Here is a 14703-nt window from a genome sequence, read left to right as displayed (position 1 = left end):
TCAATGACCAAGTACAAGCTCGAGTACATCTGGCTCGACGGATATACGCCGACTCCGAATTTGCGCGGCAAAACTCAGATCAAGGAATTCGCGTCGTTCCCGACGCTCGAGCAGCTTCCGCTCTGGGGCTTCGATGGCTCCTCCACCCAGCAGGCCGAAGGCCACAGCTCCGATTGCGTGCTGAAGCCGGTCGCGGTGTTCCCGGACGGCGCCCGCACCAATGGCGTGCTGGTGATGTGCGAAGTCATGATGCCCGATGGCAAGACCCCGCACTCGACCAACAAGCGCGCCACCATCCTCGACGACGAGGGCGCGTGGTTCGGCTTCGAGCAGGAATACTTCTTCTACAAGGACGGCCGTCCGCTCGGCTTCCCGGCTTCCGGTTATCCGGCGCCGCAGGGCCCGTATTACACCGGCGTCGGCTATTCCAACGTCGGCGACATCGCCCGCAAGATGGTCGAAGAGCATCTCGACCTCTGCCTCGCGGCCGGCATCAACCACGAAGGCATCAACGCGGAAGTCGCGAAGGGCCAGTGGGAATTCCAGATCTTCGGCAAGGGCTCCAAGAAAGCCGCTGACGAAATGTGGATGGCCCGCTACCTCATGCTGCGCCTGACCGAGAAGTACGGCGTCGATATCGAGTTCCACTGCAAGCCGCTCGGCGACACCGACTGGAACGGCTCCGGCATGCACGCCAACTTCTCGACCGAGTATATGCGCACGGTCGGCGGCAAGGAATATTTCGAGGCGCTGATGGCGGCCTTCGACAAGAACCTGATGGACCACATCGCCGTCTACGGCCCGGACAACGACAAGCGTCTGACCGGCAAGCACGAGACTGCGCCCTGGAACAAGTTCAGCTACGGCGTGGCCGACCGCGGTGCTTCGATCCGCGTTCCGCACTCCTTCGTCAACAACGGCTACAAGGGCTATCTGGAAGACCGCCGTCCGAACTCGCAGGGCGACCCATACCAGATCGCTTCTCAGATCCTGAAGACGATCGCGTCTGTGCCGGCCGAGAAGAAGGCCGTCGCCTAAGATCCTCCCGGCCCGGGCTGGGGGGCTGGCCCGGGTTGGCTTTCAATCCGCCGGAGCAGATAGGCTCCGGCGGATTTTTGCATTTGGATGACATTCGTTGTTGTGGGTCTGCCGGCCATGCCGGCCTGAAGCCTGTCCATCGCCGGCCAAACCGGGATAGACTGCGCCTGGATGCGCGCAGGGCCGGGGACGGCTGGTGTTTGAGGGCTTCTACAAGGTGCGGTTTCAGCTCGGCGATGCGGTCGGCCGGAGCGTGATGCATGCCGGCAACGGCAAGATGCTCGGCGGCAATTCGGCCTTTGCCCATATCGGCACCTACGAGAAGAGCGACGATGGGGTCAGCGTCGTGATCAAGACCGTTCGCCACAACCCCGACCCGAACTATCGCGCCATGGCTGGCACCGACGATGCGACGCTGATCGCGAGGGGCTGGGCGGACGGCGATCTCTATCGCTTCAAGGGTGAGCTGAAGGAGCTGCCCGGCGTGCCCTTCCAGTCGCTGATGACGCCGATCACCGAGGACGAGGTGCCGATCGCCGGTGGTGTCGGCGAGGGCGGCATCGCCGATGGCCTCTACTCCGTCCACCTGCGGATGCTGGATGGCGTCGATGGCGGCCTCACCGGCGTGATGCTGCTCAACCGGGGGCGCATCCTCGGCGGCGATGCGGCGTTCTATTATCTCGGCAGCTACACCGCGGCGAACGGCCGCTGGAAGGGCCAGATCCTCAACCAGGAGCACACGCCGGCCAAGGACGATCCGGTCTTCGGCGGCCACGAGGTCGGCATCGGCTTCTCCGGCAGCTATGACGGCGAGGGCGCGGTGCTGGAAGCGACTGCGCTGGCCGGTAAGCGCAGCCTGCGCTTGACCGCGGCGCTCAAGCTGATGCACGCCGCCTGACGCCCAAGGGAATCCATATGGACAATGTCGTTCGCATGCTCTCGACGCTCGGCCTGATGGGCGCGATGCGCAGTCTCTCGTCGACCTATGAAAGGGCAGCCGGCATCCATGTCGATGCCGACTTCGCACCGACCGTGGCGCTGCTGAAGCGCTTGCGCGAGGGCGAGGCGGCCGACCTCGTCATCCTCACGCGGGAAGGGCTCGACGAGATGGTCGGCGAGGGCCGCGTGGTCAGAGACAGCGCGGCCGACCTGGCGCGCTCCTATGTCGGCCTGGCGGTCAAAGCGGGACACGCGCATCCCGACATCGAAAGCGAAGCCGCGTTGCGCAAGACGGTGCTGGCGGCGCGATCCGTCGCCTATTCAAGGCTCGGCGCGAGCGGAATCTATTTTGCGCAGCTGATCGAGCGGATGGGGATTGCGGCGGAGATCAACGCCAAGGCGACGATCGTGCAGCAGGGCTTTACCGCGGAGCGGCTCGTCAGCGGCGAGGCGGACCTCGCCGTGCAACAGATCAGCGAGCTGAAGCAGGTCGACGGCATCGAGGTGATCGGCCCGATCCCGCTCGAGCTGCAAACGCCGGCGGTGTTTTCGGCCGGCCGCATGGCGAACGCGAAACACGCGGATGCGGCGGATCGGCTGCTGCGCTATCTGGCATCGCCGGAGGTCGTGCCCGCGCTGCGCCAATCGGGACTCGAGCCTTGAATTTGCCGGGACGCCGACGCAACGTGACGCCTATGCGACCCTATCTCCTAGCCATCCTCTTCCTGCTCGCAGCGCCGCTGGCGGCGCATGCGCAATCGGCCGATCTCGTGCTGTGCGACCGCGTCGCTGCCGATCCCAGCGACCCCGACAAGCCGGCCGACGTGAAGGGCGTGGCGGAGATCGCAGCCTCGGACGTTGCGACCGCCATCAAGTTCTGCAAGCAGGCCGCGCCAGCCTCGCGTCGCGCGATGTTCGCGCTTGGACGCGCCTATGCCGCGAACCGGCAGACGGCCGACGCGATCGCTGCCTGGCGCAAGGCGGCCGACAAGGGTTCCAGCGCTGCGATGGTCGAGCTCGGCGTGATCTACGGCACGGGTTCGGGCGTCGCCAAGGACGAGGCGCAGGCGCGAAAGCTGTTCGAGAAGGCGGCGCAGGCCGGCAATCCGCGCGGCGTCTCCAACCTCGCCGCACTCGGCAGCGCCGGCGGTGGCGCGCCGGCTGATCCTGCGCAGGCGCGCACGCTGCTCGGCAAGGCGGCGGAGACCAATGCGGAGGCGCAGTACCAGCTCGGCCTGATGCTTGCGAACGGCAATGGCGGCGAGAAGGACGACGTCGCGGCCCGCGCGCTGTTCGAGAAGGCGGCCGCGCAAAACCATCCCGGCGCGCTGGAGCGGATGGGCGCCTTCGCCCAGGAGGGCCGCGGCGGTCCAAAGGACAAGGACGCCGCCAAGGCCTATTACGAGCGTGCCGCAGCCCTCGGCGACGAGGACGCCAAGAAGGCGCTGGAGCGGCTGCGCTGTCCCTATGCGATCAAGGACAAGCAGGGCAAGCTCGTCACCACGCTGTGCTTCTGATTTTCCTCTTCCCAGCGGGGAGAGGTAAATCGAGCGGGTCGCCCGCCGGACTTGCGGGTTCGAACAGGAACTTGCGCAGGGAGGCGCCGTTGACATCACGGCAAGCAGGAGGCGCAACCATGATCCGCAAGCTCGCGTCCGGCGAATACCGGCTCTATTCGCGCAAGGTGAATCCCAAGACCGGCAAGCGCCGCAACCTCGGCACCTTCAAGAGCCGCGCGGCGGCCGAGAAGCACGAGCGCGACGTGCAGTATTTCAAGCGTCACTGACGCGAGCTCAGGGCCATCCGGAGCGGCGTAACAAAAATTTCGAAAACAACCCCATGCACAGTAGCCAAGTTGTTGAGATGGGCGCCCGAATTCTGATTCGGCGAAATCTGCTTGCTCCGTCGGGCAAAACAGGGGCATAATGTCATCATGGCGATGGGCGGTTCCGCGAGCGATCCCGAGGTCGTGGTGCGCGACTCGCGGCTTCGCTCAAGCTGATGAGGCTAGCCTGGGACGTGTGCTCATGAATTCGCCGCGTCCGCTTTCAAGCCGAACGATTTTCGCCGATCGTCTGCATGTCGATCCGTCTGCCGTGGCCGAAACTCTGGTAAAGATGCTGCCATGAGATGGCCTCGGCCGTACCCGACACGCGGTGATGTCATGGGCATTTTATTCATCGCCGTTGTGCTTTGCCTTCTGGCTTTCGGTTTCTATTGGTCTCCAAACTCAAAGCCGAGTAACGGCTTCGGTCCGGATTGGGATTGCACCCCTGTCCCCAACGGCCAACCGATTTGCATCAAAAGCTGGGTCAGTGAACGCCTTTCGCTAGCGGAATAAGCGATTGAGATTGGACTTTGAAAAACTCAGGACGGGGATATGGATTGGTCGGAAGTGATCCGAAAGGCAGTACTTGTTGCAGAGAAACAAGGATACATCACGTTCGATCAGCTCAACGGGCTGATACCGCAAGACGTGGCGGCCGAAGATGTCGAGCGCTTGATGGAGGCACTAAGCGCCAAGGGTGTCCGGATCGAGGAGGACATCGCATCGACATCTGGCGCGGAACCATCTTGCTCGTTTTGCGGAAAGACCCAGGCCGACGTACTTCAACTGATTGCCAGCGCTGGCCCCTTCATCTGCAATGAGTGCGTCCAGTTATGTGTCGGTATCATTGGCACTCAAAATCCCGCCTGGCTTGACCAACATCGCCAGTTTCTTGGGACGCTCCCGCTGAAGCCGAGGGATGGTGACGAATGACCAACGTTGGATTGCCCGTCGAGTCTTTCATCATCGAACGTCTGGCTGACGGAGGTTGGCGCGTGACCCAACGCCGCGCCGATCTTGCGGACATTCCTATCGCCGAATTTGTGTCACGTCTTGACGCTGAAGAATGGGTGAACTGGAAACAGGGCGTTCCGAAGCTCAACCCATATTCCGATCGATAAGCCAAGATGCACGACGTCTGGTTGGGTCAATCAACAACCGGGGGCACCGCGAGGTCCGTTAAAGCCCAAGTCCTGACTATTCGTGCTAAGATGCCGCCTAAACTCCAGGCGAGGCCAGAAAAATGATTTGTGAACAGTCTCGTGATCGGTTGGCGCTGGCGCTTCGGCGCTATGTGGCCGGACGTATCAGCAATGACGATTTGGACGGCATCAAAGTTGATTGGCGGGATCGCGGCGCTGTTGCGGTCCAACAGATGGTATGGAGACTCTACGACGACACCAAGCACCACTATGCAAGAGGCAGACATGCGATAAATAGCGATGGCAGGCGGATTGTCGTAAAGTGGATCGTGTTTCTGCAGAGCGACAAGGAATATCTATGGCCCGACTATTCTTTCATTCAAATCATCAATTGGCCCCTTGACTTGTTGACCCTTGGCTGGTGGGAGCGCCGTAAGAAGGTTCGTCGCCAGGAATTTGAGCAAGCGGGGGACTTCGCTGCGTGGCCGTTCATAGCAATGACCGACCTCGATGAGGAAGCTCAAAGACCACGATACTTGTCAGGACACCGTCGTCACTGACTTCCGCATTCGGTCATAGACCGTCGATGAAACCCGCGCCATGCGGGTTCGGCTTCAACATTGGAAACCGACGTTTGCGCGTGCTCGCCCCCTCGCCCTATCACGGCGCCGGGCACGCTGCTCCCGTCTTCACCCAGGCCTCGACCAGCGCGCCGGCCTGCGCTCCTGCGTGCCTGGCGCGGGCGAGCGGCCGAAGCCGGGGGCTTCCAGGCCCAGCCGAGGAGGGTGTCCTTGCCGATATGGTCGATCAGCGCTTCCACCTTGCGCCCGCCATTGCGGGCGGGATCCCTGATCTGCTCGCAGATCTCGCCGATCGTCTTGCCTTCCCACGCCATCTCGCGCGGGGCGAGGTGCCACGCGGGATGACCGGGCACGCGGCCGGGCTCGAAATTGGCGTTCGGGGATGACGGCGACGGTGCACTCTGCCGGCCGCGCCAGCCAAGATCCAAAGGTTCAGGTTGATTATTCCAATTTCCGAAATCTAGTGCGTGATCAGTGAGACTTGGTCTGGCCGTGTCGTCGCGGCCGATCCATCAATGCCTGCCCCCGGATCGGATGTCCCCGACATCGGCCATATGCCAGTTCTGCCCGATTGCCGGAAGGTTCAATTCGGGTATGCTTCGCCGGCTAGCCAACGCCCATTTTATATTTCTTTTCCCAAAATGAATACGACACCGGAGGCACTCCCATGGGCCACAGATATCAAAGCATTCTTGAAACGGTCGGCCATACACCCGTCGTGCGGATCAATCGTCTCGCTCCCCCGGACGTCAATTTGTTCGTCAAAATCGAGGCCTTCAATCCGCTCGGCTCGGTGAAGGATCGGCTGGCACTTGGTGTGATCGAAGCCGCGGAGAAATCGGGGGAGCTGAAACGTGGCCAAACCGTGATAGAGGCCACCAGCGGTAACACGGGAATTGGTCTTGCGATGGTTTGCGCCGCCAAGGGGTACCCGCTGGTGGTCACAATGGCCGAGCCCTTCAGTGTCGAACGCCGCAAGCTCATGCGTTTCCTGGGCGCGAAGGTTGTCGTGACGCCCGCTGCCGATCGGGCCGTCGGAATGATCAACAAGACGATCGAGCTTGCCAGGACACACGGCTGGTTCATGACGCGGCAATTCGAGAACGAGGCCAATCCCGACTTCCACTCCAGGACCACGGCGCTCGAGATCCTGGACGATTTCGCCGGAGAACGACTGGACTATTGGGTCACGGGTTACGGAACCGGCGGCACGCTGAAGGGCGTTGCCCAAGTGCTCGCCAAGCAGCGTCCCGAAACCAAGATCATCGTCTGCGAACCCGAGGACGCGCAGCTCCTGGGCAGCGGCGTCGAGCAGCAGCGTAATCCGAATGGCACGCCGGCTGCGCCACATCCGGAATTCAAGCCCCATCCAATGCAGGGCTGGACACCTGATTTCATTCCGAAGCTGACGGGAGACGCCGTGATGATGAAGGTCATCGACCGGATTTTGCCGATCGCCGGCGCCGATGCTCTCCGATGCAGCAAGGAGCTTGCGATCAAGGAGGGCATATTTGTCGGCATCACGTCAGGCGCAACCATGGCAGGCGCGCTCAAGATCGCAGCCCAGGCAGAGAAGGGCGCAAATATTCTTTGCATGCTGCCGGACACCGGCGAGCGCTATCTCAGCACGCCACTCTTCGCCGATGTCTCCGCCGACATGAACGAGGAAGAGCTCAAGATATCCCGCTCCACACCGACGGCTCAGTTCAAGCTGTAGTTGCAGAAACGATCCTGCACGGGCAAATAATTTAGTGCACTGGCACCGTAATGCCGTAATGCGCAGTCTGCGACCGGCGGCATCGTTGAAGCTCATGCGGCTGGCTTAGGGAGTCGCTTACAAGTTCGTTGGGTCGGCTTGCTGTCGGAAGGCGACTTAAAGCCGATACGTTTGAGCGTTGGCTTTGGGCCGGAAGCGGACCACGCTAGACCGTTCGGGGTAACAGTGTTAACCTTGGGTTGAATTCAAGCTGGCCCAGTTCAAACGCGGAGTGAATTTTGAGCGTTGAACCGATCATGAAGATCGAAGTGGTGACCCCGGAAGACTGCACGGGCTCGGTTATCGGTGACCTGAATTCGCGGCACGGCCAGATTCGGGGCCAAGACAAGCGCGGCAGCGCCAACGTCATCACCGCGATGGTGCCGCTCAAGAACATGTTCGGCTACGCGGATAGCCTGCGCTCTATGAGCCGAGGGCGTGCAACTTTCACGATGGGTTTCGATCACTATGCGACGACGCCGAAGCCATCAAATGACGCTTAAGCCATCGAATTCCGGCTAACTGGTATCGCGCCAGAATAGCCTTGATTGGAAGTGCGGCTTCCAATTTGCATCATAAAGCTGACGTCGGGCCAGAGACCGTTAGAGGTCCGGTGCGAGCGACAAGGCATCGAAAGACCCCGCCGACTATGGAGCTTAGGGCTTTCAAGAGTGTGGCACGAGCATCAGAATCCGAATAATCAAGCGACCCGTACTTGATGCGGCCGGAGATCGCGGGAAGCTGAGTGAGATCGGCGGCCCGGATACCGCGGATCAGGACGCCGGAGGCGTTGGATGACGAGGCGAGGGCCGGGCCGTCGACGACCGGGACCGCCAGCCGGGATTACGGTGACAGTGCACTCAACTGGCGGTGTTCGCCGAGCGTTGACCGACGCTGCAGCCCGCAGGATGGCGACGGCCAGTAATTTAATGTATTGGACCGCGTAACCCCAATATTTCGACGCCGCGTCCCGGCGTTTCCGAACCTCGCGGCGTGACCCGCGTCTTCAAGTTCATCGGCGCACCGTGGACGAGCGCGAGGTTTAGTGACGTTGCGCCATGGTCAGGCTCGCTCGCTCACGGTTTCGCCGGCGCTCGACGATGTGTCCGACCTCGACCCATCCTTCAAGACCATTAGCACAGCAACGAACGCGATCCCGGTGGCAGTGGTGCTCAGCGGCAGCCCAAGCATGTGACGACTGCTCAAATAGTCTCCTACTGCTGTCCCTGCAGCCCTGATCATGACCACCATGGTCCAATATACCGGCAGCAGCAGGAGCCGTCCCCCTCTACCAACGACGAACAGCAGAACGACCATTGGAGACAGCAATATTGCCGCGCCGCCGTCGTCCAGTTTCAGATTGTGCGAGCAGTAGTCCCCGATCTCGGTGCCGAGCGTCCCAGCGAGGAACATGCATACCCAGTAGCCGATGTCCGCGCGGAGCACCTCGTCTGTCTTGCCGGTCAGGTGCCGCCAGGCGAACCGCCAACTTGACCAGACCGCGGCGGCCAGAAAGATTGCCAGTGTTACCATGACCCAAACACGCGGCAATTTCAGATCGCCCGCGGTGAAGTCGGCGAAATTGGTCGCGGCCGTCCGGACGATAATGATGGCTGTCCAATAATAGGCTTGGTGCCGGATTTCATCGAAGCGTTCGGCCACCATGATGACGGCGAGCGCGGCGGCAAGGTGCGGCAGCCCGCCGACGTGCCCGAGGCCGAGGTTATGAGCGAAGAAGTCGCCCATGTTGGCCCCGAAGACGCTGGCGACGCAGAGCGCAGTCCAATAGCGGGGCCCCAATGTGGGGAGGTGGTTCGGTTTCATCAATTTGTCCTGTCAGTGGTCGGTCAGATCCGGCTCCGTTCGGGCTGAGCCGGATGGGTGCCGGCGCGCTGTGGGAGCAAGGCCACGCAGGCAATGATGAGCGCCGCGAGGATCGCCGAGGCATAGTACCGGCTGAACGCAAGTCCGCCGTTGGCCAACGGCTTGTCGAGCAGATCGCCGAGGGTCGCGCCCAGCGGTCGGGTCAGAATGAAGGCGGCCCAGAACAACGCGGTTCGCGAGGCGGAGGTGAAATAGTAGGCCGCTGCGATTACGGCGAGCCCGACGCCGAACACGAGGGCACCACCTTCGTAACCGAGACCATTGGTGTCCGCCATCCAGTCGCCGAGCGCGGTGCCGAGCGTCTGCGAGAACAGGATCGAGACCCAGTAGAAGGACTCCACACGGGGATTCGAAACGGTGTTGACCGAGATCGATCCTTCCGAGCGGTACCAGACGAAAAGGGAGGCCATCAGCAGCGCGAAGAGCAGCGACGATCCGCCCGGATAGCCGATGCCGAGCGAACGGTCCGCGAGATCGGCCATGGTCGTGCCGGCCGTCGTCGTGGCAACAACGACGAACCAATAGAGGAAGGGATGGAATTTCCGCGCCAGGATCTGGGCGGCCACCGCGATCAAAAAGAGGCCGATGAAGATCGCGCTACTCACTGCATATCCGAGATTCATGGACATCGACACGGCGTCGCCGCCCGTTTCGCCCAGCGTCGTTGCCAAAATCTTGATGATCCAGAAGATCAGGGTTACTTCCGGAACCTTGCTCGTTTCGACGCCGTCATCCATCCGGGGCTCCTTCTCTTGCCTTCTTCCTTGCCCTTGGGCTTTTCAACTCTGCCCCGTGCTTCGGTCGCGCGCCTCAGTCGATTGAGCTTGTCGAGGGAGGCGAGTGCCGCGTCCGGATTTGCAGCGACGAGCGAGAACACCAGTGCTTCGAGCCCGACGAGAGTCGCGCCGTGCAGTGCGATCCGGCCAGGGCGGCCGCGCGGGATCGCCACGCAGGCGTCCGCCAGTTTCGAAAGCGGCGCGTCGGCCGCTTCCGTGATCAATACGGTCCGGAGATCGAGCGCTCTTGCTTCGGCGAATACTGCTTTCACCTCGCGATAGAGCCGGCCATAAGCGAGGATCAGGAGAGCATCGCCCGAGCGAAGATCCAGCAGCTGATCGGCGAGCATGGAACCGGTCGCGTTGATCGTGCGTGTACGACGGCCACTGCGGGCAAGCAAAATCGAGACATAAGCAGCAAGTGCGGACGATGGACCGATGCCGAACACGCAGATGCGCGCGGCGGCATCGAGTATTGGAACTGCGGCGGCGATTTGAGCCCGACATTTCGCCGAGCGCAGGACGGCAAGGCCGTCGGTATGAGCATCGAGGATGTCGTCCAGCGCCTCGCCCGTTGTCTTCCCGAGGTCGATCAAGCTGCGCCGCATGTCGTCCGCCGGCGTCGAACTCGCTCCCGACTTCAGGATCTCAGATTTGAGATCGGCCAGACTCGGAAAGCCCAGCCTCTGAATCGTGCGAAGCACCGTCGCGTCCGAGGTGCCGATTCTTGCGCCCAGCGCGGCTGCGGAACTCGCTAGAACGACTTGCCTATTCTCGTCGATGAAGTTGGCGACGCGCAATCCTGTGGCGGCAAGCTGCTGCCTTGCTTCGGCAAGCCTGCGATCAAGTTCACTGGGTTGTGCGCCGGTTCCGGCCCTGTCGATCATGCTTCCGGCTGTAGTAAATTGCACTTGGCGTGGACTGATGTAGCATACACTACGGAGCCGCAAGGCGGAGACGCAAGCCAAAAGGTCGTGTAGCAAATGGTGAAACAGCGCGCGCATTGGCCAGCTTGGTTGATTTCAGCCGGTGCGCTGCTGGCGCTGCTCGCTCGACCGGCTGCGGCGGGCCCGCCTTTCGTATCCGACGACCCCGAACCGACCGACACCGGCCATTTCGAGATCTACACGTTCAATAACGGCACCAATACGCGCGCGGGTACGGCGGGCGAGACCGGAATAGACTTCAATTACGGCGCGGCTCGGGATCTTCAACTCACTGCAACATTGCCGGCAGGTTACAACGACACTGGCGGCGGGGGGACGCGCGTTGGGCTCGGCAACGTCGAGCTTGCAGCCAAGTATCGCTTCTTACATCAGGATACGTTCGGCCTCGACGTCAGCGTGTTTCCGCGCGTATTCCTGCCCAGCGGGTCGGGGGCCATCGGAGACAATCACGCATCATTGCTGCTGCCGATATGGGTGCAGAAGGATTTCGGCAAGCAGTGGTCCGCTTTCGGCGGAGGCGGCTGCACCTTCAACGAAATCCGCGCTGCGAATTTCTGTCAAGCCGGCGCCGTGCTGACCTATCAGGTGCTCCCTAAGCTTCAGATCGGGGGCGAGCTCTTCCATCAAACCGCGGATTCCCAGGGAACGCCTGCCACGACGAGCCTTGGTTTGGGGTGGCGCTACGACGTAACCGACAACTACCATCTGCTTGGCTACATCAGGCGGAGCATCGAAAACACGGACGATACCGGCCGCTACTCCTGGTATGCGTCCGTGCTCTTCACCTTCTGAGCAGGCCATCAACGTGGCCCCGATGGTGGTGGGCCGGCCCGGCCGAATCCAAAGAGGCTTGAGAGATTGTTGGACGCGCCACCCACGTTTCTGGCCGAAAATTGCTAAGGATTTGTCAGGAGGGCGCGAAACCCGTACCGCGCCGGGCTTCCTTTGGCGGCCCGCATGGCTTATTACGCTGCAACGCAAAAATCCCCCCAAAAGACCCCATGATCCGCCTCGACAACGTCAGCAAGCAAGCCGGCCACCAGATCCTGTTCATCGAAGCCTCCGCCGCCCTCAACAAGGGCGAGAAGATCGGGCTGGTCGGCCCGAACGGCGCCGGAAAAACCACCCTGTTCCGGATGATCGCCGGCGAGGAGCTGCCCGACGAGGGGCAGGTGTCGACCGATCGCGGCATCACGATCGGCTATTTCAACCAGGACGTCGGCGAGATGTCAGGCCACAGCGCCGTGGCCGAGGTGATGAATGGCGCCGGTCCCGTCAGCGAGGTCGCGGCCGAGCTGCGTGAGCTCGAGGCCGCGATGGCCGACCCTGATAAAGCCGACCAGATGGACGAGATCATCGCGCGCTATGGCGAGGTGCAGCACGCCTTCGAGGAGCTCGACGGCTATGCGTTGGATGGTCGTGCGCGCGAAGCGCTGTCGGGCCTCGGCTTCAGCCAGGAGATGATGGACGGCGACGTCGGCAAGCTCTCCGGCGGCTGGAAGATGCGCGTGGCGCTGGCGCGGATTCTTTTGATGCGCCCCGACGTCATGCTGCTGGACGAGCCGAGCAACCATCTCGATCTCGAAAGCCTGATCTGGCTGGAAAAATTCTTGCACGATTATGAAGGCACGCTGTTGATGACCTCGCATGACCGTGAGTTCATCAACCGCGTCATCTCCAAGGTGGTCGAGATCGATTCCGGCTCGCTGACGACCTACACCGGCAATTACGAGTTCTACGAGCAGCAGCGCGCGCTGAACGAGAAGCAGCAGCAGGCGCAGTTCGAGCGCCAGCAGGCGATGCTCGCCAAGGAGATCAAGTTCATCGAGCGCTTCAAGGCGCGCGCATCTCATGCGGCGCAAGTGCAGAGCCGGGTGAAGAAGCTCGACAAGATCGAGCGGGTCGAACCGCCGCGCCGCCGCCAGACCGTCGCGTTCGATTTTCTGCCGGCACCGCGCTCGGGCGAGGACGTCGTCGCCTTGAAGAAGGTCTTCAAGGGCTATGGCAGCAAGCGCATCTATGACGGGCTCGATTTCATGATCCGCCGCCGGGAGCGCTGGTGCGTGATGGGCGTCAACGGCGCCGGCAAGTCGACGCTGCTCAAGCTTGTCGCCGGCGCGAGCGAGCCGGACGAGGGCACCGTGGCCCTCGGTGGCAGTGTCAAGATGGGCTATTTCGCCCAGCACGCGATGGATCTGCTCGACGGCGAGCGCACCGTGTTCCAGTCGCTGGAAGACCAGTTTCCGACCGCGGGGCAGGGTAGCTTGCGCGCGCTCGCCGGCTGCTTCGGCTTCTCCGGCGACGACGTCGAGAAGCGCTGCCGCGTGCTCTCGGGCGGCGAGAAGGCGCGGCTGGTGATGGCCAAGATGCTGTTCGACCCCCCGAACTTTCTGGTGCTGGACGAGCCGACCAACCATCTCGACCTCGCCACCAAGGAAATGCTGATCAATGCGCTGTCGGATTTCGAAGGCACCATGCTGTTCGTCTCGCACGACCGGCACTTTTTGGCGACGCTGTCGAACCGCGTGCTGGAGCTGACGCCCGAGGGCATCCACCAATATGGCGGCGGCTACACGGAATATGTCGCGCGGACCGGGCAGGAGGCTCCGGGGTTGAGGTCGTAGCCCGGATGGAGCGAAGCGCAATCCGGGTTTCGTTCCATACGGGGCAGTTTGGCGGTGAGGATGGTCCGGCCCCGGATTACGCTGCGCTACATCCGCGCTACAGGGTGTCAATTTCGTAGCCTGGATGGAGCGAAGCGCAATCCAAGTTTCGCGCAACACGGACCGTCGAGCGATGTGGTTGGTCCGGCCCCGGATTACGCTTCCGCTCCATCCGGGCTACAACCAGATCGAGAGATTTGCAATGTATTCGCTCGCTTGAACGTGTTGGTCAGTCCCGTTACGCTCCGTTTCAAAACGGGAGCGAACGACCATGAAGCAGCTTCGGATCGGCGACATCACCATCGATGCGGTGATCGAGCGGGACGGACCGTGGCGGCGGCCGCAGGATTTCTTCCCGGCCTATGATGAGGGCGTGTTCAGGCAACATCTGCCGACGATGGAGCCGGAGGTGTTCGACGCCGCGCGCGGCATGATGGTCATCACCTACCAGACCTTCGTGGTGCGGACGCCGCGCTACACCATCCTGGTCGATACCTGCACCGGTGAGGACAAGGGCCATCCGCCGCCGTTCGATTTTCCCGGCAAGGAGCGCTGGCGCAAGGAATTATTTGCGCTCGGCTTCGGCTTCGAGCAGATCGACTACGTGTTCTGCACGCATCTGCATATCGACCACACCGGCTGGAACACCACCTTGCGCGATGGCCGCTGGGTGCCGACATTCCCGAACGCGAAATATGTCTTCCACAAGGGCGAGTACGCGGCGTGGGAGGCGGAGAATGCCAAGGGCAACAATCCGCCCGGAACGGTGTTTCGCGACAATTGCCTCCCGATCGTCGAGGCGGGGCAGGCGCTATTGGTCGATGATGATTACGCGCTCGACGACACCGTCACGTTGACGCCGACGCCGGGGCATTCGCCCTGCCATTGTTGCGTCAACATTTTCTCGAAGGGGCAACGCGCAGTCGTTGCCGGCGACCTCATGCATCACCAGATCCAGTGCCGCGAGCCGGACTGGTCGGCGAAGCCGGATTGGGATGCGAAGCAATCGGCGGTGTCGCGGCGAAAGTTCTTCGCTTCCGTCGCCGACACCGACACGCTGATCCTGCCGATCCACTTTCCGGCGCCGACGGTTGGATTGATCAAGCCGTTCGGCGCCGCCTTCGATTACCGCTTCAAGCGGGAGTAGCG

Annotated in this window: 15 protein-coding genes and 2 pseudogenes; 13 read left to right on the top strand and 4 right to left on the bottom strand. The window is 62.0% G+C overall.

Going from position 1 to position 14703, the window contains the following annotated elements; all coding sequences use genetic code 11:
* Positions 1-3: 3 nt before the first annotated feature.
* The 8 genes from IC761_RS20400 to IC761_RS20365 all read left to right on the top strand — a co-directional run bounded on the left by IC761_RS20400 (position 4) and on the right by IC761_RS20365 (position 5507).
* Entirely contained in the window at positions 4-1038 is a 1035-nt protein-coding gene (locus IC761_RS20400; RefSeq protein WP_195798431.1) for a glutamine synthetase beta-grasp domain-containing protein, read from the top strand.
* Positions 1039-1234: 196 nt separating this feature from the next.
* A complete protein-coding gene (locus tag IC761_RS20395) occupies positions 1235-1936 on the top strand; it encodes a GrlR family regulatory protein (protein ID WP_195798430.1) in 702 nt (233 codons plus the stop codon).
* Between the two features lie 17 nt (positions 1937-1953).
* Complete coding sequence (locus IC761_RS20390) at positions 1954-2640, top strand: substrate-binding domain-containing protein (protein WP_195798429.1); 687 nt, start codon at positions 1954-1956, stop codon at positions 2638-2640.
* Positions 2641-2672: 32 nt separating this feature from the next.
* Positions 2673-3494, top strand: coding sequence for a tetratricopeptide repeat protein (locus IC761_RS20385; protein ID WP_195798428.1), 822 nt, complete (start codon positions 2673-2675; stop codon positions 3492-3494).
* Positions 3495-3613: 119 nt separating this feature from the next.
* Positions 3614-3763 (top strand): hypothetical protein, encoded by a 150-nt coding sequence (locus tag IC761_RS20380; protein ID WP_084292415.1) that lies wholly within the window; start codon positions 3614-3616, stop codon positions 3761-3763.
* A gap of 594 nt (positions 3764-4357) precedes the next feature.
* A complete protein-coding gene (locus IC761_RS20375; protein ID WP_210338479.1) occupies positions 4358-4738 on the top strand; it encodes a ClpX C4-type zinc finger protein in 381 nt (126 codons plus the stop codon).
* Positions 4735-4926, top strand: coding sequence for a hypothetical protein (locus IC761_RS20370; RefSeq protein ID WP_195798427.1), 192 nt, complete (start codon positions 4735-4737; stop codon positions 4924-4926). The genes IC761_RS20375 and IC761_RS20370 overlap by 4 nt, the downstream gene beginning before the upstream one ends.
* A 122-nt stretch (positions 4927-5048) precedes the next feature.
* Positions 5049-5507, top strand: coding sequence for a hypothetical protein (locus IC761_RS20365; protein WP_195798426.1), 459 nt, complete (start codon positions 5049-5051; stop codon positions 5505-5507).
* A 100-nt stretch (positions 5508-5607) separates the two neighbouring features.
* Here the strand turns inward: IC761_RS20365 and IC761_RS20360 are convergent.
* Positions 5608-5902, bottom strand: a pseudogene (locus tag IC761_RS20360) (Isoquinoline 1-oxidoreductase subunit); the annotation flags it as partial.
* Positions 5903-6195: 293 nt separating this feature from the next.
* Between IC761_RS20360 and cysK the strand changes: the two are divergent.
* Both cysK and fusA read left to right on the top strand, forming a co-directional pair.
* Entirely contained in the window at positions 6196-7245 is a 1050-nt protein-coding gene (cysK, locus tag IC761_RS20355) for a cysteine synthase A (RefSeq protein WP_195798425.1), read from the top strand.
* Positions 7246-7529: 284 nt separating this feature from the next.
* A pseudogene (gene fusA, locus IC761_RS20350) lies at positions 7530-7787 on the top strand (elongation factor G); the annotation flags it as partial.
* A gap of 559 nt (positions 7788-8346) precedes the next feature.
* On the opposite strand, the gene IC761_RS20345 reads toward fusA, so the two are convergent.
* Genes IC761_RS20345 through IC761_RS20335 form a run of 3 tightly spaced genes read right to left on the bottom strand, consistent with a single transcriptional unit; the run spans position 8347 to position 10831 of the window.
* The gene (locus IC761_RS20345) at positions 8347-9108 is read right to left on the bottom strand and encodes a COG4705 family protein (RefSeq protein ID WP_195798424.1); all 762 of its coding nucleotides are present in this window, start codon (positions 9106-9108) and stop codon (positions 8347-8349) included.
* Positions 9109-9131: 23 nt separating this feature from the next.
* On the bottom strand, positions 9132-9905 hold the full coding sequence (locus IC761_RS20340) for a COG4705 family protein (RefSeq protein ID WP_195798423.1): 774 nt from the start codon (positions 9903-9905) through the stop codon (positions 9132-9134).
* Positions 9866-10831, bottom strand: coding sequence for a MurR/RpiR family transcriptional regulator (locus IC761_RS20335; RefSeq protein WP_195798422.1), 966 nt, complete (start codon positions 10829-10831; stop codon positions 9866-9868). The genes IC761_RS20340 and IC761_RS20335 overlap by 40 nt, the downstream gene beginning before the upstream one ends.
* 96 nt (positions 10832-10927) lie before the next feature.
* Here IC761_RS20335 and IC761_RS20330 point away from each other — a divergent pair, with 96 nt between their 5' ends.
* The 3 genes from IC761_RS20330 to IC761_RS20320 all read left to right on the top strand — a co-directional run bounded on the left by IC761_RS20330 (position 10928) and on the right by IC761_RS20320 (position 14701).
* The gene (locus IC761_RS20330) at positions 10928-11683 is read left to right on the top strand and encodes a transporter (RefSeq protein WP_246791286.1); all 756 of its coding nucleotides are present in this window, start codon (positions 10928-10930) and stop codon (positions 11681-11683) included.
* Between the two features lie 209 nt (positions 11684-11892).
* Entirely contained in the window at positions 11893-13515 is a 1623-nt protein-coding gene (locus IC761_RS20325; RefSeq protein WP_195798421.1) for an ABC-F family ATP-binding cassette domain-containing protein, read from the top strand.
* Between the two features lie 310 nt (positions 13516-13825).
* Positions 13826-14701, top strand: a complete 876-nt coding sequence (locus IC761_RS20320; protein ID WP_195798420.1) for an MBL fold metallo-hydrolase — start codon at positions 13826-13828, stop codon at positions 14699-14701.
* Positions 14702-14703 lie beyond the last annotated feature (2 nt).

The sequence above is a fragment of the Bradyrhizobium commune genome (assembly GCF_015624505.1).
Taxonomy (GTDB): Bacteria; Pseudomonadota; Alphaproteobacteria; order Rhizobiales; family Xanthobacteraceae; genus Bradyrhizobium; species Bradyrhizobium commune.
Note: the sequence above shows the minus strand (reverse complement) of the source record. Positions and strands in the feature narration are given on the sequence as shown.